Here is a 20,080-nt window from a genome sequence, read left to right as displayed (position 1 = left end):
CCCGTGTCCATCGACTTAGCTCAGGTCACGGACCTACGGAGGATCCACGGAGGGGGAGAGGTGGCGGAAAACAGCCCCGAGGGGGCGCGGCTCGACGACCCGGCCGAGATCGGCCGCCGCGTGCTGCGGCTGCGCACCGAACGGGGGCTCACCCAACGGCAGCTGGCCGAACCGGCCTATACACCCGCGTACGTGTCCACCCTGGAGTCCGGCAAGGTACGCCCGTCCGAAGCGGCCCTCAGACACCTCGCGGGACGCCTCGGCGTCGGCTACGAGGAGCTGGCCACGGGGCGGCCCGCCCGGCTGGCCACGGACCTGCGGCTGCGGCTCACCGACGCCCGGCGCGCCCTCGCCACCGGCGCGCCCGAAGACGCCGCCGCCGTCTTCCGCGCCCTGCACGAGGAGGCCGTCGGGCACGGCCTCCTGCCCGAGCAGGCGAGCGCCCTCCAGGGGCTCGGCGACTGCCTCCTGGAATCCGGTGAACTGACCGACGCCCGCGACTGCTTCGCCGCCGTGGAGCGCCTCCTCGCCGACGAGCCGCTGCCGCGCCGCGTCCCCGCCATCCGCGGCCGCGCCACCGCGCACCTGCTCACCGGCGAACTGCGGTACGCCTGCTACCTCCTGGAGACCACCCTCGACGAGCTCAACGCCGCGGGCCTGCACGACCCCGACGCGCTGCTGCTCCTGTACACGGCGTCCATCGCCCCGTACATGGACATGGGCGCGCACGCCCGCGCCGCCCACGCCGCCGAACTGGCCCTCGCCCTCGCCCCGAGCGTCAGCGATCCGGCCCTGGTCGCCCACATGCACCGGGGCGTCGCCCGCACCCTGATCGCCGAGGGCCGCACCGCGGAGGCCGACGCGTCCCTCGCCAAGGCGCAGGAGCTCTACCGCCAGCTGCACATCCGCACCGAACTCGCCCACTGCCACTGGATGCGCGGCTACGTCCACGCACAGGACGGCGATCTCGAAGGCGCCGAGGGCGAGTTGCGCACGGCCCGCGACATGCTCGCCTCCAAGCGTGCCGCGCTCTTCACCGAGCAGGTCGAGGTCGAGCTCGCGGACGTGCTCAGGCGGCGCGGCAAGACGGCCGAGGCGGAGGCGCTGCTTCGGCCGCTGCTCGCCTCCGGCGCGGACGGCGCCGACACCGGTCCGCTCGGGGCCGAGCGCGGCGCCGTGCACGCGGGCGGCGCACACCGCCTGCTCGGCCTGATCGCGGAGGAGCGCGGCGACACCGAGACCGCCGAGGAGCACTACTGCGCGGCCCTGTCCCTCCTGGAGCGCTCCAGCGCGGCCGGGGACCTGGCCGACCTGTGCCGGCTCCTGGGCGATCTGCTGCGGCGCACCGGGCGCGTCGAAGCCGCCCTCGACGCCTACCGCACCGGCCTCGGCCACCGGGCCGCCCCCGGTACGACGACCCTGGGCCCGGCCCCGGCGACACCGCCCCTGTGAGTCGCGATCACGGCTCTGCTTCGATTGGGTCATGACATCCGATGGGGGCACGACAGCGGAACGACCCACAGCGCCGGTCGAGGCTCCGGAGCGCCTGGTCCTCGACTGGCCGACGACGCTCGCCACCGAGCGCCTGACCCTGCGCCCGGTCGCGCGGCCGGACGTGCCGCACGCCGTCCGGCTGTGGACGGACCCCCAGGTCCGGCGGCACCTCGGCGGCCCCGTGCCCGCCGACGTCGTCCGCGCCCGCGAGCGGCACTGCGTGGGCGTGCCCGGGGCGTTCGCCGTCGTACGGCACGACGGCGAGGTCCTCGGCCTCGTGGTGGCCGAGCCCGACGGCCACGACGGCCGCACCGAGGTCTCCTACCAGCTCCTGCCCGAGCACTGGGGCCACGGCTACGCCCGCGAGGCGGTCCACGCCGTCGTCGCCTGGGCCGGGCAGGCGATACGTTCCGCCATCCCCGGCGTGGTCGCCGTCACCCAGCGCGCCAACACCCGTTCGCGCCACCTCCTCGACACCCTGGGCGCCACCGCCGCCGACCACTTCGTGGCCTGGGGCGAGCCGCAGGTCCTGTACGTGTTCCCGACGCCGGGTGCCGAATCGGAATAGCGAATCATTCTTGCCGCTGCATTTCCGCCGGATATAGCCTGGGCCGGACAGTTGGCCGTCCGTTCCCGGGGTGCCGATGCGCGCCCGAAAACGAGAGGATCCGGTTCGTGCGTCAGGAAATTCACACCGAACCCACATTGGTCAGCACCGTAGTCGCCGAGAATTTCGACCGCTGGAGCCCGCCGCTGCACGAGGACTTCGAGGTCAACGCCCACAACGGCCGCGTCGGCCGGACGCTGTTGTCGGAGACCGACTCCGTGCGGGTCTGGGAGACGTGCCTCGCGCCGGGCGAGCGGATCCCCGTCCACCGGCACGTCCTCGACTACGTCTGGATAGCCCTGACCAGCGGCCGGGCCCGTCAGCACCTGGGTGACGGGTCCAGCCGCGAGATCGCGTACGAACGCGGCCACACGCAGCGGTTCCGCGTCGCCGAAGGCGGATACCACCTCCATGACATGAGGAATATCGGCGATGAAGTCCTTTCGTTCCTTGTGATAGAGACGAAGGGCGGGGCGAACGACCCTATTGAGCTCGGCGAGTCATAGCGCGGCGGTAAGGGCGGCGAGCAGGGAATTGTTCGCACGGCGGTCCCCGATGGAGATGCGGCAGGTATCGGGAATGACGCGCCCGGTGTCCGCGACGAGAATTCCCGCCGCCTGCAAGCGGTCCAGGACGCGCTCGTGCTTGTGCAGCCGGACCAACAGGAAGTTGGTCTCCGAAGGGAAGACGCGCTCCACCGCGGGATGGTCGGCCAGGGTGGCCGCCATCCACTCCCGCTCGGCCCGGACGCGCCGGACGCTGTAGAGCACGCGCGGCGCGTCCGTCAGCCGGTCCCGCACCGCCCGCTGTGACGCGTTGGTGAACCCGAAGGGCACCTGCACCCGCCGCAGCGCGTCGACGACGCCCGGCTGCGCGAGGACGACGCCGCAGCGGGCGCTCGCGAGCCCCCACGCCTTCGAGAGCGTCCTGAGCACGATGAGGTTGTCGTGGCGCGCGACGAGCCCGGCGTACGAGGGCTTCTCACTGAACTCGACATAGGCCTCGTCGATCACCACGAGCCCCTGACCGCCCGCCACCAGGGCGTGCACCCGCGCCTCGTCGAGCCTGGTCCCGACGGGGTTGTTCGGGTCGCACAGGATGGTGACCTTCGGCTCGGCCGCCAGGATCCGCTCGACGTCCAGCTCGTTCACGTCCTCGCCGCGCAGCGGCACGTCCACGACCGGCAGCCGCAGCACCCGCGCGAAGTGGTCGTAGAGCGGGAACGTCGGCGACGTGACGCAGACGCGCTCGCCCGGCGAGGCGAGGGCCGCCAGGAGCAGCAGGGCGCCGTCGACCGCCCCGCTCGTGAACAGCACGTGGTCCGTGCTCAGCGCGCCGAGCCCCTCGTGTCCTGGCAGCCTCCCGACCGTGGACAGATACGTCCGGGCGAGCTCCGCGGTGTCGAGCTCGGGGTAGTGGCTCGCTGTCCCCAGGAACGGATTGGTGTTGCTGGACAGGTCGACCACGTCGAACCGCGGCTGACTGCGGAACCGGGCCGGGCCCGGCACCGGCACCGAAGCGACCGGCGGAGCCGCGAACGCCGAAAGGGCTGGTTCCCCGCCGCCGTCCGCGCGCGGGGGAGTGAGGCCGGGCGCCCGCAGCCAGTGGTCGACGGGCACGAACAGATCGGCGCCGAGGCCGCGCATGCGTGCCGCGTCGCCCCGGCCGAGGTGCACCCAGTCGAGACCCGACCGCTGGGCATCGACGTACACCTCGTACAGGGCCGCCTCCCGGAGGTCACGTGCCGCACCGGGACCGGCGTCGTGCGTGGCCAGGGTCAGGCAGTAGACGCCCCGGCCGTTGTGGGACCTCGTCAGGAGCCCGGCCTGGACGACGGCGTCTCCTCGGCGGGCCACGAGCATCACGGTGCGCTCCGCCAGCGGGCCGCGGGCCAGCGCGTCGAGGGCGTCGGCGTTGTACAAGGTGGTGCCCTCGCGCGAAGCGGCGCCCTCGCGGGGAGCGGCGCTCTCGTGCAGCGCCACGAAGGCGTCGCGCGCCCCGGCGTGCCCGTCGAGCTCACGCAGCGGGAACCGCTCCCAGCGGACCTCGCGCGCGGCCTCGCCGTGGCGGCGGCGCAGCTCGCCGAGCCGGTCGGCGCCGACGCGGGTCCGCAGCGCCTCGTCCACGTCCCCGGCGAGCCGGAACACGCACTCGGGGTCCGCGGCGACGGGTACGAAACCGGCCTCTCGCAGCACGCTCGTGTCGTCACTGCGGCGCACCTGGGGCACGAGGACCTGCGGGACGTCGAGTTCCGCCGCCCGTCGGAGCAACTCGTCGAGCGCGGGGCGCGCGGGAGCGGGGCCGGTCGGGGCGTACGGCGCCCCGCCGCCGATCAGGGTGGGGCGCTCCACGACCGCCGGATCCAGGGCGGCGAACGCGTCGGCGTCCTGGCCGAGTCGCCCCAGCGAGCACACGGGCACGCGGGAGCCGATGGCGGCGCACAGCACGCCCTCGAGCGCGTCGATGTCTGCGGTCCTGCGCACGCTAGACCCTCTCCTTGGTCACGTCGGTCGCGTCGCTCGCGTCGATGCGGTCGCGGTATTCCGGGAACAGCTCGGCCAAGGTGCGGGCGATGCCTGCCTTCCAGCCGACCGAACAGTCGCCGATGAGCTCGCGGCGGAGGGTGTGGTCGAACATCGCCGTGCCCCGGCTGCGGTCGCCGCGGTCCAGGGTGACCGGCACCCCGGTGAGCGCGGACATGTGCTCCAGCAGGTCGGTCATGCCGACCTCCTCGTCGCCGCCCCAGTTCACGACCCGCGCCTGCGTGCGCGCCGCCTCCCACAGGAGCGGCACCTGGCGCACGACGTCGTCGGTGTGTATCGGGTTGCAGTGGTTCTGCCCCTCGCGGGGCACCGCGCACGGCTGCCCCCGCAGCATCTCCCTGAACATGATCATGGGTACGCCGCCGTGACCGTACGGTCCGTAGGCGATGTTGAGCCGGGCGATGACCGTGGGCAGCGCGAGCGCCTCGGCGAGGCCGCGCACCACGCCTTCGGTGGCGAGCTTGGCGACGGGGTACGTCGGCAGCCACGGCGCCCCCACGCCGAGGGGGTCGCTCTCCCGGTAGCGGTGGGCGGGGTCGGCCCGGTCGTAGACCACGCCGGACGACACGTACAGGAACGCCTGCGCCGAGGCGCAGTGCGTCATCAGGCGTGCGGTGCCGACGGAGTTGACGCGCACCGTTCCGTCGAAGTCCCCGCTCTCGCCCCGGTACACCGCGGAGTGCAGTACGTGGGTGAAGTCGCGCGGAAGCCCGTCCAGGTCGCCGGAGTCCATGTCCCACGTGAACGTGCGGGCGCCCCGCTCCTCCAGTTCCCCGCGGGCGGTCCGGTCGCCGAAGCGGCCCAGGCACCACACCTCGTTGTCGGCGGCGAGCGCCTCGGCGACGGGCCGGGCGACCTGCCCGGTCCCGCCGGTGATGAGAATCTTCTTGCCTCGCATGGTCAGTGGCTCCTGGTCGTGTCGGCGGTGGCGGGGGCCGGCGCGCGGCTCATCGGCCGAGCGCGCGGGCCAGTTCCCGCCGCAGGGACGCCTGGAAGGTCTGCACGTGCTGCGGGCTCATCAGGGTGTAGTGCTCCCCGTCGACCTCGATGTACTGGTTGGGGCCGCGGGTGAACGCGTCCCAGTGGCGCAGCTGGTCGTCCAGCCACTCCTGCTTGGTGCCGCGCAGCGGCGTGCAGTAGAAGACCCGCACCTGCCCGACCGACCCGGACGGCTCGTACGTGCGGCCCAGGTGCACCATGCTCTGGGCCAGCCGCACCCACGCCGTGAACCGCTCGACGGTGAGGTCGAGTTCGGTGAGGCGGCGCCGCGGTGCCTGCTCGACGAGGTAGGCCAGCTGGTCGGCCTCGGGCAGGGCGCGGAGGGTCGCGGTCAGCCGCTCGACGTCGGCGGCGCCGATCAGTTCGAGGAACAGCGCCAGGTTGATCGCGCCGTCGGTGAAGGTGATCTCGTTCATGCGCCCCGAGATGCTCGGCGGCAGGTTGAAGACGCCCACGAAGTCGACCTCGTCGCCCTCGGCCTCCAGCTGCTTGGCGATCTCGAACGCGACGGCGCCGCCGTAGGAGTAGCCCGCGACGGCGTACGGCCCGCTCGGCTGGGTCCGCCGGATCGCCGCCACGTACGTGGACACCATCTCGGCGAACGACCCGAAGTGGGTCTCGCCCTGCCCGAACCCGCGGGCCCGCAGCGCGTAGAACGGCCGCTCGCCGGTGAAGTACTTGGCGAGGTTGACGAAGACGAGGACCTCGCCGAGGCCCGGGTGCACACAGAACAGCGGCGTGCCGTCCCCGGTCACCTGGAGGGGCACCAGCGGGTCGTAGCCGGAGTCGCCGCCGCGCCCCGTGGCCAGGCGCGCGGCGAGAGCCCGTACGGTCGGGGCCTGCAGGAGCGTCGCCATCGGCACGTCGTCGATGCCGAACGCGGTCTGGATCTCCAGCTTGAGCCGCAGCACGTCGAGCGAGGTGCCGCCCAGGTCGAAGAAGCTCGCGGTCGCGGACACCCTCGCGGTGTTCAGGACACGGGCGTAGACGGCGGCGAGCGCCGTCTCGGCGTCGCCTTCCGGGGCGACGTGGGCGCCGAGGAACCGGGTGCTGACCTCGTCCGCCCGGCGGGCCGCGCCGTCCAGGTCTCCGGCCTCGACGGCCGCGCGGAGGCGGGAGCGCTGGACCTTGCCGAGGTTGCCGCGTGGGATGTCGGCCGCCGCGACGGGGAGGATCAGCTGGGGGCGGAACCCCCAGTGCATCACCGTGGAGCTGCGGATCGCCACGATCGCCCGGTACACGGCCGACGCGTCGTCCGGGTCGCCGCTCGGCACGAACGCGAGCGCGAGCTGCTCGGAGTCCGCCCCGTCCGGCCGGATCGGGAACGCCGCGACCTGCCCGCGGCGCACCTCGCCCAGCTCGTCGAGGACCGCTTCCAGGTCGTGGCTGTAGTAGTTGACGCCGTTGACGATGATGGAGTCCTTGGTGCGGCCGACGAGCGTCAACCGGCCGTCGGCGTCCAGGTGTCCCAGGTCGCCGGTGCGGAACCAGCCGTCGGCGGTGAACGCCCGCGCGGTGGCCCGCTCGTCGCCGAAGTAGCCGGAGGTGACCATCGTGCCGCGCAGCTGCACCTCACCGGGCACGCCCGGCCGGCTCGCCACGGGCGGCCCGGCGTCGGGCCCCGCGCCGGTGGCCTCCGCGGCAGTGGCCGCGAGGACCGTGCCGTCGCCGTCCACGATCCGTATGCGCAGCCCTCGTACGGGACGGCCGAGCGGCGGGAACTCCGTCTCCCGGTCGCTGGCGGCGAAGTCGCGGTTGAACACGCTGCCCGCGCACGTCTCCGTCATGCCGAACGCGGGCACGATGACGTCCTCGCGCAGCCCGTGGCGGGCGAGCGCGTCGAGGAAGGCCCGCACGGTGGCGGTCACGGTGGCCTCGCCGCCGGAGATGATGTGCCGCACCCGCGACAGGTCGATGTCCCGCCGCTCGGCGGGCCCCTGCGCGAGCGCCTGGTTGAGCTGCCCGAACAGGAAGTTGGGGGTGAAGGCCACGCGCACCCGGTGCGCCGTGAGCAGCCTGAGGAACTCCACCGGGTCGGCGAGGACCGTCTCCGGCGTCGCGACGACCTGCTCCGCGCCCTGGGACATCGGCAGCAGGTGCGCCTCGATCGCGGCTATGTGGTCGGCCGAGATCCAGTTCATCATCGTGTCGTCGGGCCCGAGGTCCAGCGCACCGGCCTTGCCCGCCACCGCCGCGAGGAGGTTGGCGTGGGTGAGCCGGACCGCCTTGCTCGCGCCGGTGGACCCGGAGGTGAGCATCAGCAGGGCGAGGTCGTCGGGAGCGGGGGTGTGGGCCCGCTCGTCCGCGGGCGCGGCCTGGCTCAACTCCTCCACGGTGACCGTCCGCAGGCCGACCTCGGGCAGGTCTCCGTAGGCGGACTTGGGAACGACGAACAACGGGTCGCCCAGAAGCGTGCGCAGGTGCTCCAGCTGGGCGCGCCACCGGACGGGGTCGGCGGGCGGCGCGACCGGGCACGGCACGACACCGCTGAGGACGCACCCCCAGAAGGCGCGGACGAAACTCTCCGGATCCTGGGCGGCGATCAGTGCCCGGTCACCCGGAGCGGCGCCGCGGCCGCGCAGCCCCCGCGAGATCCGTCGGCCGGACTCCCACAGCTCGGAGTAGGAGAGGAAGGAGCCGCTGACAAAGGTGATACCCCGAGTCGTGTCATGAGCCGCACGCTCGAGCAGATGAGAAAGAGTCAAAGCACAACGTTGATCCGGCATAACAGCGAAGACCTCCAACTGAAAAAGCGGAGAACAGCCGCGAGTGAGCGCATTACTACGGAAGGTGGGTAATGGAGAAGGGGAGGGAGGGTGCCGAGGACGCGACTTCCCTGCGTGTGCGAAGCAGGGCGCGTGACGCATGAAGTCCTACGCCGACGGGGCGCGCGTGGGTTCACGCAGAGAGGGTTCTTGCGGAAAAGTTCCGGAACCCGGGGCTGCGGAAAGCGGCGGCAGCGTCAGCCGCCCTCGTTGAACTGGACGATTTCCTCGATCGTCTGCCGCAGTTTCAGCTCGTCGTGGTCGGACACGATCGCATGGCCCACTTTGCCGTACGGTCCGAGCGGCGTATCGGGAGCGGAGGAGTACTCGATCTCGTCGAAGAGGAAGCTGCGCTCGAAGTCCTCCTGGGTGAGCCTTCCCCGCTTCGGGCGGCGCAGCAGGAGATAGCCGTGGAAACGGTCCGGCGTACGGTCGCCGAGGGTGTGCGTGACTCCTTTCCCGAGCGCGAGGTCGATTTCGACGTCGAAGAGGTCGACGCCGAACGTCAACTGGTTGATCTGCGGGGACAGCGCCCCCGGGAGGCGGATGGCGCACTCGCCGAAGGCCAGCCCCGACTCCTGGACGAACGCCTCCAGATGGAACACGCAAGCAGGCGCGTCGAGATGGCCGAGCACCCGGCGGGTGAGCGTCTCCGCCTGGGAGAACAGCCCTTCGTGCCGCCGCTCGTCCAGGATGTGCGCGGCCAGGACGCCGCCGTGCGCGGCCCGCAGCGGTGAGTCGTGGTAGCGGGTCATGGACGACCATCGAAGGTCGCCGTTCTCCCAGATGCCGTCGACATAGACTTCAGGGCCCGCGTTGAACGACTCGGCGACGACCGCGACGTCCGAGTCGCCGGGGAACGGTTCCAGGGCGCGTCCGAACTCCTCGGGGGAACGGACGACGCTCGTCCGCAGGGACCCGGCCCCGGTCGCGGGTTTCACGACGAAGGTGTCACCCAGATCGTCGACGAGATCGCCGAACGCGGTGTCCCTGGAGACATATCGGCAGCGCGCCCGGGCGATGTCCGCCGGGAGCCTGCTCTTCTGCAGGTACTTGTCCCGGAAGTAGGGGACCGTCCTGGTGTCCGTGTTCCCCGGAAGGTTCAACTGCTGCCGCAGGAAGGCGGCCCCGAACACGCCCATTTCATGGACCGTGAGCACCCCCACGGCGTCATGGAGACGCGCGAAGAGCACCGCCCGCAGGATTTCCTGGGCGTTCTCGATATCGGCGACGCGTACGCAGTCGAGGCCGCTGAGGGAACTCGTCGGCTGCTGCACGATGTAGAAGGGATCGAGGCCTCGGCGCCGCAGCGCACGATCGAGGTCGTCCCGATACCCGATAACAATCATTGTCGGCATTCTCGTCCCCCGTATGACGGCCAGCCGAACGTTCAAGAAGTCATCAGTGAGTCAGTAGGTGATTTCAAGAGCGGTGGAGCAACACGGTGGCATCGTGGCACACGGGATACCGGCGTGTGGATACGCGGAAGCAAGATCCTTTAGCCGTCCGGCGTGGCGTGAGTCACAAGCTGAGGCGTGCGGTGGGTGAACGTGGGGGGCCTTGGGGTGCTTCCTTCTCTTCGGGTGGTTTGCTGTCTCTCATCCTGATTCCTCCCGTAGCGGAGGCGACGGGCCGGGGAAGGGGCGACGTGCAGATCTGGGCGTGCAACGGCTCCCTCGGCGGTCGGCGGTGGTGCCCCGAGGCGTGAACCGCGGCCACCGGGTTCAAACGGAGTGAATTCAGCCGACCTTTGTCGGCAATTCCAGATGTACGGGACCGGTGTCTCAGGCCCTAATCGGCATTGAAAACGGTCACCGGTGCAGCCTTTGCGGCCGTCGCCGAATTGCGATTGACTCCCGTTCGTCAGCCGCCGTCGGCATACGTGGGGGGAAACTCCGTGGGGCACGCTCACACGCATCAGCACGGGCACGACCACAAGGACGGCGGCCACGCCGGGCACGGTCACGGCGTCTCCGCCGACGCCGACAGGCGATGGCTTTCGCTCGCGCTCGTATTGATTGGCGTTTTCATTGCCGTCGAGACGGTCATCGCTTTCATGGCCGGTTCTCTCGCCCTGATTTCCGATGCCGTCCACATGCTCACGGACGCCTTCTCCATCGTGCTCGCGCTCGTCGCGATGCGGCTCGCCGCGCGGCCCGCCAAGGGCACGTACACCTTCGGTCTGAAGCGGGCCGAGATACTCTCCGCCCAGGCCAACGGGCTCACGCTGCTGCTCGCCGCCGCGTGGCTCGGCTTCGAGGCCGTGCAGCGGCTGCTGCACCCGCCGGAGGTCACCGGCTGGATGGTGCTCGTCACCGCGCTCTGCGGCGTGGCCGTCAACCTCGCCGCGACCTGGTGCCTTTCCAGGGCGAACCGCGCTTCGCTGAACGTCGAGGGCGCGTACCAGCACATCCTCAACGACCTGTACGCCTTCATCGGCACCGCCGTCGCGGGCGTCATCGTCATGACCACGGGCTTCGCCCGCGCCGACACCATCGCCACGCTCTTCGTCGTCGTCCTCATGGTCAAGGCGGGCTGCGGGCTGCTCCGCGACTCCGGCCGCATCCTCCTCGAAGCGGCGCCCGCGGGCCTCGACCCGGACGCGATCGGGGGCGAACTCGCCAGGACGCCCTCCGTGGCGGAGGTCCACGACCTGCACATCTGGACCATCACCTCCGGCGAACCGGCCCTGTCGGCCCACGTCCTCGTCCACCCCGGCGGCGACTGCCACGCCGTGCGGCGCGACCTGGACAAGCTCCTCGCCGACACGTACGGGCTCACGCACACCACCCTCCAGATCGACCACGAGGAGCCCGCCGCCGACGCGACGCCGCCCGCCTCCGCCGCCCCGCACTGCACGAGCGGCCACGGCCCCACCCACCGGGTCCACTGACCCGACTGCGGGAGGTCCCCGTACGGATGGCGCTGCGGGGGAGCCCGCGGCTCACACGCGCAGCTCGGCGGGCATCCCGGTCCAGCGGAGTTCCGCCGGCAGGTGCCCGGTGTCGTTGTACAGCAGCAGCGACGCCGGGCGGTCGGGGGCGTAGCGGATGACGGTCAGGGCGGCGTGCGCGTGGTTGAGGCCAAGCCAGCGCCAGCCGGGCGCGTCGAGCGCGGCGCGCACGAGCCAGCCGATGAGGAAGTTGTGGGTGACGACCAGTTCGTGCCGGGGTTCGTCCCCTCGGACCGGGCCGGTGAAGCGCGCCAGCGCGGCTCGCGCGAGGTCCGCTCCCCGCTCCGGCTCTGCCACCGACACCCGCGCCAGCCGGTCGAGGATGATGTCCGCGTGTTCGGCGGGCAGTTCGTCGCGGCGCGGCCGGTACGGGACGTAGTCCCCGGCGGCGGCGGACGACCGCAAGGCGGCGGAGCCGAGGTGCGCGTGCGCGAGCCGCGCCGTCTGCTCGGCGCGGGGGAGCGGGCCGTGGGTGACCCGGGTGAGGGGCAGGCCCCGCAGCCGCTCGCCGAGCAGGGCGGCCTGGCGGCGGCCGGCGTCGGTCAGCTCGCTCTCGTCCGGCGACGCCTCGCCGTGCCGGGCGAGGTAGAGGTGGCGGGCGGCGGATCCGGTCATGGGCGGGCTGACTCCTCCGGGGTGTCCCGGGCCGGGGCGTACTGGGCCTCGCCGTTGCCGAGGGACCAGTCGATGGACTCGTTCTCCAGCACGGTGACGAACACGTTCCGCGGTTCGGTTCCCGCGTACTCCTCGGCCAGTTCGGCGATCCGCCGGTACAGGGCGCGCTTCTGGTCGGGCGTGCGCCCGGCCCGCATGGTGATCACGACGTAGACGATCCCGTCGTCGCGGCGCACGCCCAGGTAGTTCCCGTACCGCAGCGTGCTGCCGTCGCCGTCGTGGCCGGTCAGGATTTGGAAGTGGTCGTCGGGCGGGATGCCGATCGTCTCCACGAGCGCGTCGTGAACGGCCCGCCCCAGCGCGTCGAGGCGCGCGGCGTCGGCGCGCAGGGCGTCTATGCGGACGAGGGGCATGGCGGGGCTCCTTCTGCGGGGGCGGGGCGTCCGTGGGCGGACTGAATGCTCGTACATACTAGTAGGTACAGGCTGAGGTGTCAGTGGGCACAGGCTCAGGCGCCAGTGGGTACAGGCATCCGGCCTGCGCGAACCAGTCAGCTCGCCGCCAGCAGATGCACCGCCAATCCCGTGATCACCGCGCTGGACGTCAACGTCGTGACCAGGCGGCCCCGGCGGCCCGTCAGGGCGCGGCCCAGGAGCGCGCCGCCCCCGGCGAGCAGCAGTTGCCAGCTCGCGGAGGCCGCGAAGGCGGCGAGGGTGAACACGGCCTGCCCGAGGTGGTCCGCGCCCGAGCCGGACCGCCCGCCCACCACGAGCGCCGCGAAGTACACGACGGTGGTGGGGTTGAGCAGCGTGATGCCGAGGAAGGTGGTGTACGCGCGGGCCGGGCTCGGCGGGCTGCCGACGCGCGGCGCGGCGGTGTCCGGGGCGCGGTGCCGCCGGACGGCCGCGACGGCCGCGCGTACGGCGATGGCGATCAGGACGGACGCGGAGACCCAGCGCAGCGGGCCCATCACCGGCTCGACGGCGTGGGCCGCGGCGGCCCCCGCCACGGTGGCGACCAGGGCGTACAGCCCGTCCGCTGTCGCCACCCCGAGCGCGGCGCACGCCCCCACCCGCAACGACGTCCGGGCGGTGAGCCCCACCAGATACGTCGCGACCGCCCCCACCGGCATGGCGATGCCGTACCCGGCGACGAGCCCCGCGACCAGGTGCCCGCTCATCGGCGCGGCGGCGTGGACCTCCACGGACGGCCGGACTGCTGCTGGCCACGCGCCGAACGGGCGGCGGGGGCGAGCGGCAGCGGGGCGGTGGCGGGTTCGGTGAACATGCCCCGAGCTTGTGGCTGGGGCGAGGTGCCGGGCAACTGGTTTTCGCGGGCGGGCCCGGGCCGCCCTGGTCCGCTTCGAGACAGGGCCGCCCTGGTCCGCTTCGGGACCGTCGTCATCCGGCTGGACTGCCGCCCGTTCGGTTCGCCGACGGCGCACGAGGGCCGGACCGCAGACATGACCCGCCTGGCCGCGGAGCGTGTCGAGCGTGCTCCCGGGGGAGAGCAGGGGCCGTCCAGTCGGTCGTGCCCGCGCCCGAACGCCTGTGAGAGGAGGGGGACTTGGTCACGCCCGGGGTGAGAGCGGCGTACTCCGAAGGCCCTCGCGTGGCGTGAACGCTGCGCCGGGCCTTGACATCCGTTCCCGCCCCCGCGACGCTCCATCTCGCTCGTGTTAACGCTAACACCGGGCCGGGCCACGCCCCGGACGCACCCGGTGCCGCTCGGTACACACCGGTACACACCCGGGGGACGACCCGGGACGCACGGGACCCACCTGGGGGCCGCCCATGTCAGGTACCACGCCCACCGCGCCACCCGCCTTGGCACGCCGCACCCTGTTCACCGGAGCCGCCGCGGCCGCCACCGGGGCCCTCGCCACGGCCTGCGGCACCGACGCGGGCCAACCCCGCGGCAAGGTAGCCGTGTTCGGGGACAGCGCCGCCTGGGCCGCGCCCATGACGGCCGCGGGCAAGGCCATGCAGGGCGTCGCGGGGCTGCGGCTCGTCCCGGAGGTCAACCCGCTCCTGGAGTCCTTCGAGCAGGTGGTCAAGTCCTCGCTGCGCACCCGCAAGACCCCGGACATGCTCAAGTACTGGTCCGGCTACCGCCTGAAGGACCTGGCCCGCACCGGCGGCATCGTCGACCTCTCCGCGACGTGGGACCGCGCCGAACGCAAGGGCTGGGCCGACCCCTCGCTGCGCTCCGCGTTCACCGAGCGGGGGCGCGTCTACGGCCTGCCGATGAATCTCGCGTACTGGGTGTTCTTCCACAACCCCGAGGTGTTCGCCGAGCACGGCCTGAAGCCGCCGCGCACCTGGGACGACTTCCTCGCCGCCTGCGCCCGGCTCAAGCGCAACAAGGTGACCCCGCTGCACGGCACCGCCGACGGCCGCTGGCCATCCTTCATCTGGTTCCAGGAGATCCTCAGCCGCCAGGACCCGCGCTTCTACGAGGACTTGATGAACGGCCGCGCGCGCTACACCGACCCGCGCGCCGAACGCGCCCTGCGCACCCTGGTCTCCTTCTTCGACCGGGACTGGTTCACGCCGATGGACATGAACCACGTCGACGCCGCCGCGGCCCTCGTGCACGGCAAGGTCGGCATGGTGCCCTGCGGCACCTGGCTCGGCTCGACGCTCGTGGCCGCGGGCGCCAAGCCGGGGGCGAACATGGGCGCCTTCGTGCTGCCCATGGCCGAGCCCGGCGCCCGCCCCAGCGTCATCTTCGAGTCCAGCGCCCTCGTCGCCACCGTCAAGGGGCCCGACCACGAAGAGGCCCTGAAGGCGACCCGCGCCTGGCTGCACCCCGCCGTGATGAAGGCGTTCTCGCACAGCCTCCAGGACGGCTGCCCCAACCCCGAGGTCGCCCCCGCCAACCCGGTGATCGCCGGACTCCAGAAGAAGGTCCGCGGCGACCGCCTGTGGCTGCTCAACCGCTTCTGGGAGCAGGGCCCGCCCGAACTCGTCGAGGCCACCGTCGACGACCTCGCCGGATTCCTGCTCAACCCGTCCTCGTACCGGAAGGTCCTGCGCACCATGCAGGACCGCGCCGACGACGCCTGGAAGGTGTGGCGGGAGGCGGCCGAGACATGACCGGAACGGTGTCCTCCACCGGTGCGCCCGCGCCGCCCGCCCGCGAGCGGCGCGCACGCCGCAGGCGCGTGCCCCTGCGCACCCCCCACCAGGCCGCGCGCCCCGGCGCCCGGCTCGGCGGGCCGCTGACCGCGCTGCCCTGGGCGCTGCCCGCCTTCGCGTTCGTGGGCGTCCTGCTCGTGTACCCGTTCCTGCGCAGCGTGTACGGCAGCTTCTTCGAGGACAACGGCTTCACGAGCAGCTACACCGGGCTCGACAACTACACCCGGCTCGCCGACGACCCCGTCTTCGGCCGCTCCCTGCTCAACACCCTGATGTGGGTGGCCGGGACGCTGCTCCTGCCCGTGCTCGCCGGGCTCGTCATCGCCCTCGCCACGCACCGGCTGCGCTGGGGCGGCCTCGCCCAGCTGGTGATCGTGCTGCCCTTCGCGATCTCCGGGACCGCCACCGCGGCCCTGTGGTACTTCATGCTGACCTCCGACGGCGCCGTCAACCAGGCCCTGCGCGCCGTCGGCCTCGACTCGTGGGCGCAGCTCTGGCTCCTGGAGTGGCCGCAGAACACCCTGGCCCTCATCGTCGCGAGCACCTGGCAGGCGACGGGCCTCAACGTGGTGCTCTTCGCCATCGGCCTGCGCGCCATCCCCCGGGACACCGTCGAGGCCGCCCAGCTGGACGGCGCGAGCGGCTGGCGCATGGTCCGGTACGTCACGCTGCCGCAGCTGCGCGCCGTGACCGTGGTCGTGGTCGGCATGGCCATCGTCAACAGCCTGAAGGCCTTCGACATGATCTGGATCCTCACCCAGGGCGGCCCGTCCCGCTCCTCCGAGACCCTCGCCCTGACCATGTACCGCGAGACGTTCCGCCTGTTCCACGTCGGCTACGGCTCGGCGATCGCCCTCGTCCTCTCCGTGGTCGTCGTCGCCTCGTCCTGGCTGTACCTGAGCCGTCAGATGCCCGACACGGGCTGGTCGAAGGCCTGAGGAGGCATCATGGGCCGGATCGGCAGGCACGCCTTCGTCGCCGGGTGCGTCGCGCTCTGGCTGCTCCCGCTGTACCTGCTCGTCGTCAACGCGCTGACCCCCGTGGCCGAGTACGCGGGCAAGCCCGACTGGACGTTCCAGGGCTTCGCGCTCGTCGACAACGTGCGCACCGCCTGGGACGAGGCGGGCATCGGCGACAGCTTCCAGGCCTCGCTCCTGTACGCCGTCGTGTGTGGTCTGGTCGCGGTGCTCGTCGCGGCCATGGCGGCGTTCGCGGTGGTCGTCCTGCCCGTCCCGCGGCCCGCGTTCTGGTTCTGGCTGATCTACTCCGGCACGCTGTTCCCGCTGCAGGTCTTCCTCGCGCCGCTGTTCGGCCTGTACGCGGACGCCAACCTGTACGACACCCGGCTCGGCCTGATGCTCGTCTACGTCGCCTGGGCCGTGCCGTTCGCGTTCTTCCTGATCCGCAACCAGATGACCACGATGCCGCCCGAGCTGACGGAGGCGGCCCTCATCGACGGCGCCTCCTTCACCCGCGTCTTCTGGCGCATCCACGTGCCGCTGATGCGGTCCGGGCTCGGCGCCGCCTTCCTCTTCCAGTTCACCGCCGTCTGGAACGACCTGCTGCTCGGGCTCACCCTCAGCCGCAGCGGCGACGTCCAGCCGGTCATGGCGTCGCTCGCCACCCTCCGCGCCACCTACGCCTCCAGCGGGCCGCCCGTGATCCTCGCGGGCGCCCTCGTCGTGTCCGTGCCCACGCTGCTGCTGTTCCTGGTCTTCCGCGGCCTGTTCCTGCGCGGCATGGCCGCGTCCGTCCGCTGACCGCCCGCCACCCGGGGAGATCCGCATGACCACACGGGCCCTGGTCCGCACCGCCGACTGGGACAACGACCGCATCCGCGCCAGCCTGCGCTCCGGCGTGGTCGCCGCCGATGGCACCCTCGACGGCGCCGCGCTCCGGCTCAGCGAGGAACCCCTGCTGCGGGAGGCGGCCGACGGCACCCTGCTCCAGTCGCTGCGGATCGACCCCGTCAACGGCTCCCGGGTCCCCGGAGAGCTGGCCGTGCGCACCGGGTCGGGCGCGGCGGTGCGGGCGGAGCGCGTGGCCGGGCCCGGCGGCGGAGCCCGGCTCCTGGTGCCCGCCGTGGACACGGCGACGCGCCTGACCGTGGGCCTGCCGCAGGGATCCGACGGCATCACCGTCCAGCTGACCCCGCAGCGCCGGTGGACGGTGCACCTGGTGCACCACTCCCACCTCGACATCGGCTACACCGACCCCCAGGGACAGGTCCTCAACGAACACCTGTCGTTCCTGGACTCCTGTCTGGAACTGACCCGGGCGACCGACGACTGGCCGTCCGAGTCCCGGTTCCGCTGGTGCGTCGAGTCCCTGTGGTCGTTCGAGCAGTGGGCCGCGGCCCGGCCCGCGGAGCAGGTCGAGGAGCTGATGCGCCGCGTGCGGGAGGGGCGCATCGAGCTCACGGCGATGCCGTTCAACCTGCACACCGAGACCTGCTCCACGGACGAGCTGCACGAACTGCTCCGCCTCGCCCACGGCGTCCGCGAGCGCCACGGCGTCACCCTCACCTCCGCGATGCAGACCGACGTGCCGGGCGCGGTCGTCGGGCTCGTCGACGCCCTCGCCCAGGCGGGCGTCCGCTATCTGTCCGTGGCGCACAACTGGGCGGGCCGCTCGGTGCCGCACCTCGTCGGCGGCGAGCGGCTGCCACGCCTGTTCCGCTGGCGCGCCCCGAGCGGCGCGAGCGTCCTGGTGTGGGTCACCGACACCCCGCACGGCCTCGCCTACATGGAAGGCCCGCTGCTCGGCTTCGACACCTCGTACGCGGACGTCGACGACCTGCTGCCCGCCTACCTCACCTCGCTCGCCACCCACCCCTACCCCTACCGCGGCGGCATCTTCGGCTGGGCCATGGACCACGTGGACGTCAAGCGCGAACCGTACCCGTGGGACGTGCTCCACCTGCGGGTGCAGGGCAAGTTCGGCGACAACGCGCCGCCGCGCCGCGTCATCGCCGACACCGTGCGCCGCTGGAACGAGACGTGGGCGTACCCGCGCCTCAGGCTCTCCCGCAACGAGGACTTCTTCCGCGACGCCGAGGCCAGGATCGGCGGCGAGATCCGCACCTTCGAAGGCGACTGGACCGACTGGTGGGTGGACGGCGTGGGCGCGGGCGCGCGCCCGCTGTCGCTCGCCCGCACCGCCCAGTCCGCGGTCGCCGACGCCCAGACCATCGGCACGTTCGCCGCCCTCCTCGACGCCACGGGGGCCGAGGACGACACGCGCGACGCCGCCGGGGTCTACGAGGCGGTGTCGCTCTTCGACGAGCACACCTGGGGCGCCGGCGACCCGTGGACGCACGGCGACGAGGGCGGCCACTCCGGCGAGCACCAGTGGCACTGGAAGTACGGGCAGGCGATGCGCGCCCACGACGACGGCAGGGCGCTGCTGCGCCGGGCCGGTGCCCGGCTAGGCCAGCGGCTCGCCGCCGCGCCCGGCGCCGTGGCCACGTACCACGTGGTGAACACCTGCTCCTGGCCGCGCACCGACGTCGTACGGATCTTCCTGCCCGAGAGCACGGTGCCGCTCGACCGGCCGGTCACCGTGCACGACGCCCGCGACGGCCGCGCGCTGACCCACGAGGAGCGTCCCCAGACCAACGACGACCACCGGGACGCGGGCCGCTTCCTGCTGGTCCGCGTGGACGAGGTGCCGTCCGCGGGCTCGGTGCGCCTGGACGTACGGGCCGCCGGCGGCAAGGCCGAGCGGCGCGGGACACCCGCCGCCGTCAAGGCCGCCACCGGCTGGAACCCCACCGGCGGCACCGAGCGCGACGACCCCGCCGAGAGCGCCGCCCGCGCGGCCGCCCACCCCGACCCGACGCTCCTGGAGAACGAGCACCTGGCGGTCCGCGTCGACCTCGCCCAGGCCTGCGTGGCCTCCGTCGTCGACAAGGCGACCGGCCGCGAACTCGTCCGCGCGGACGCGATCGTCGGCTTCAACGGGTACGTCCACGACAGCTACACCACCGCCGGAGCCTTCAACCACAACTCCAGCCGCACCACCGCCTCCGAGCGCCTGGAACACCTGGGGCGGCGCGCCGTCGCCCCGCCCGCCGCGCTCATCGACCGCCGCTCCACCGCGACCGCGGAGTCGATCACGTACGAGACCCGCCCCGCGGGCGCCAACCGCCTCCGGGTCACGCTCACGCTGCCGCGCGGCGTCCCCCGGCTCGACGTCGAGAACCGCCTGGACAAGGACCGGACCCTCGGCAAGGAGAGCGCCTACTTCGCCTTCCCCTTCGCCTTCGACCGGCCCGTCGTCCGCATGGAGGCCTCCGGCGGCACCACCGGCACGGGCCTGCCGGTGGTGCCGGGCTCGGCGCGGCACATGCGGGCCGTGCGCCGCTGGATCACGCTCGCCGACGACGGGCTCGCGGTCGCCTGGTCCACGCAGGACGCGCCGCTGGTGCAGTTCGGCAACATCGCGCTGCCGTACGCGCCGTTCCCCAAGACGCTCGGGCACGACGAGCCCGCCACCGTCTTCTCCTGGATCCACAACAACCTGTGGGACACCAACTTCCCCAGCGAGCAGGGCTTCGAGACCACCTTCCGCTACAGCGTCGCCTGCGGTCCGACGGCGACCGGGCTCGGGACCCGGACGGCGGCGGCGTGGAGCAGGCCGCTGCGGGCGGTGCGGGCCCGGGGCGCCACGGGGGTCGCCCCGGCCTCGCACTGCTTCATCACCCTGGACGACCCGCGCGTGCGCCTGGTCGGCGCCACCACGCCCCGGGCGGGCGAGGCGCTGCTGCGGCTCCAGTCCTTCGCCGAGGAACGGGTGGCGTGCCGGGTGCGGATCGGCTTCCCGGCGCGCGCCGCCCACCGAGCGGGCTACCTGGGCGGCAGGGGACCCGAACTGCCCCTGGAGGACGGGGAGGTGAGCGTCGACGTGCCCGCCCTCGGTACGGCGGCGGTGCTGTTCGTGCGCCAGTGAGAGCTGGCACGTCG

The 20,080-nt window shown here is 72.6% G+C and carries 15 protein-coding genes; 8 read left to right on the top strand and 7 right to left on the bottom strand.

The features are described 5' to 3' along the window. Positions 1-60 precede the first annotated feature (60 nt). The 3 genes from IG74_RS0103655 to IG74_RS0103645 all read left to right on the top strand — a co-directional run bounded on the left by IG74_RS0103655 (position 61) and on the right by IG74_RS0103645 (position 2,607). Positions 61-1,452: a helix-turn-helix domain-containing protein gene (locus IG74_RS0103655; RefSeq protein ID WP_030669466.1), complete on the top strand. Its 1,392-nt coding sequence runs from the start codon at positions 61-63 to the stop codon at positions 1,450-1,452. A gap of 31 nt (positions 1,453-1,483) precedes the next feature. Beyond that, positions 1,484-2,062, top strand: a complete 579-nt coding sequence (locus IG74_RS0103650) for a GNAT family N-acetyltransferase (RefSeq protein ID WP_078868548.1) — start codon at positions 1,484-1,486, stop codon at positions 2,060-2,062. A 137-nt stretch (positions 2,063-2,199) separates the two neighbouring features. Continuing rightward, positions 2,200-2,607, top strand: a complete 408-nt coding sequence (locus IG74_RS0103645) for a hypothetical protein (RefSeq protein ID WP_234334195.1) — start codon at positions 2,200-2,202, stop codon at positions 2,605-2,607. Here the strand turns inward: IG74_RS0103645 and IG74_RS0103640 are convergent. The 4 genes from IG74_RS0103640 to IG74_RS0103625 all read right to left on the bottom strand — a co-directional run bounded on the left by IG74_RS0103640 (position 2,602) and on the right by IG74_RS0103625 (position 9,766). Further along, positions 2,602-4,584, bottom strand: coding sequence for an aminotransferase class I/II-fold pyridoxal phosphate-dependent enzyme (locus tag IG74_RS0103640; protein WP_030669458.1), 1,983 nt, complete (start codon positions 4,582-4,584; stop codon positions 2,602-2,604). The genes IG74_RS0103645 and IG74_RS0103640 overlap by 6 nt on opposite strands. 1 nt (position 4,585) lies before the next feature. Next, positions 4,586-5,542 (bottom strand): NAD-dependent epimerase/dehydratase family protein, encoded by a 957-nt coding sequence (locus IG74_RS0103635; protein ID WP_037824353.1) that lies wholly within the window; start codon positions 5,540-5,542, stop codon positions 4,586-4,588. Positions 5,543-5,591: 49 nt separating this feature from the next. After that, positions 5,592-8,348: a non-ribosomal peptide synthetase gene (locus tag IG74_RS0103630; RefSeq protein WP_234334194.1), complete on the bottom strand. Its 2,757-nt coding sequence runs from the start codon at positions 8,346-8,348 to the stop codon at positions 5,592-5,594. Positions 8,349-8,605: 257 nt separating this feature from the next. Continuing rightward, complete coding sequence (locus tag IG74_RS0103625; protein WP_030669450.1) at positions 8,606-9,766, bottom strand: ATP-grasp domain-containing protein; 1,161 nt, start codon at positions 9,764-9,766, stop codon at positions 8,606-8,608. Between the two features lie 539 nt (positions 9,767-10,305). On the opposite strand from IG74_RS0103625, the gene IG74_RS0103620 reads away from it, so the two are divergent. Next, complete coding sequence (locus IG74_RS0103620; protein ID WP_030669447.1) at positions 10,306-11,301, top strand: cation diffusion facilitator family transporter; 996 nt, start codon at positions 10,306-10,308, stop codon at positions 11,299-11,301. 51 nt (positions 11,302-11,352) lie between these two features. On the opposite strand, the gene IG74_RS0103615 is transcribed toward IG74_RS0103620, so the two are convergent. The 3 genes from IG74_RS0103615 to IG74_RS0103605 all read right to left on the bottom strand — a co-directional run bounded on the left by IG74_RS0103615 (position 11,353) and on the right by IG74_RS0103605 (position 13,156). Continuing rightward, complete coding sequence (locus IG74_RS0103615; protein WP_030669443.1) at positions 11,353-11,976, bottom strand: histidine phosphatase family protein; 624 nt, start codon at positions 11,974-11,976, stop codon at positions 11,353-11,355. Beyond that, positions 11,973-12,389 (bottom strand): tautomerase family protein, encoded by a 417-nt coding sequence (locus IG74_RS0103610; RefSeq protein WP_030669440.1) that lies wholly within the window; start codon positions 12,387-12,389, stop codon positions 11,973-11,975. Before IG74_RS0103610 ends, IG74_RS0103615 begins: the two co-directional genes overlap by 4 nt. A gap of 137 nt (positions 12,390-12,526) precedes the next feature. Then, complete coding sequence (locus tag IG74_RS0103605; protein ID WP_030669437.1) at positions 12,527-13,156, bottom strand: LysE family transporter; 630 nt, start codon at positions 13,154-13,156, stop codon at positions 12,527-12,529. A 613-nt stretch (positions 13,157-13,769) separates the two neighbouring features. Between IG74_RS0103605 and IG74_RS0103600 the strand changes: the two genes are divergently transcribed. The 4 genes from IG74_RS0103600 to IG74_RS0103585 are packed head-to-tail and all read left to right on the top strand — an operon-like array spanning position 13,770 to position 20,066. Then, on the top strand, positions 13,770-15,074 hold the full coding sequence (locus IG74_RS0103600; RefSeq protein WP_051854501.1) for an ABC transporter substrate-binding protein: 1,305 nt from the start codon (positions 13,770-13,772) through the stop codon (positions 15,072-15,074). Further along, positions 15,071-16,054, top strand: a complete 984-nt coding sequence (locus tag IG74_RS0103595; protein ID WP_030669431.1) for a carbohydrate ABC transporter permease — start codon at positions 15,071-15,073, stop codon at positions 16,052-16,054. Before IG74_RS0103600 ends, IG74_RS0103595 begins: the two co-directional genes overlap by 4 nt. A gap of 9 nt (positions 16,055-16,063) precedes the next feature. After that, positions 16,064-16,876, top strand: a complete 813-nt coding sequence (locus tag IG74_RS0103590) for a carbohydrate ABC transporter permease (RefSeq protein WP_030669428.1) — start codon at positions 16,064-16,066, stop codon at positions 16,874-16,876. 25 nt (positions 16,877-16,901) lie between these two features. After that, a complete protein-coding gene (locus IG74_RS0103585; RefSeq protein ID WP_030669426.1) occupies positions 16,902-20,066 on the top strand; it encodes a glycoside hydrolase family 38 C-terminal domain-containing protein in 3,165 nt (1,054 codons plus the stop codon). Positions 20,067-20,080: the final 14 nt, after the last annotated feature.

The sequence above is a fragment of the Streptomyces sp. NRRL B-1347 genome, from assembly GCF_000720325.1.
Lineage (GTDB): Bacteria > Actinomycetota > Actinomycetes > Streptomycetales > Streptomycetaceae > Streptomyces.
This window is presented reverse-complemented; position numbering and strand designations above follow the sequence as displayed.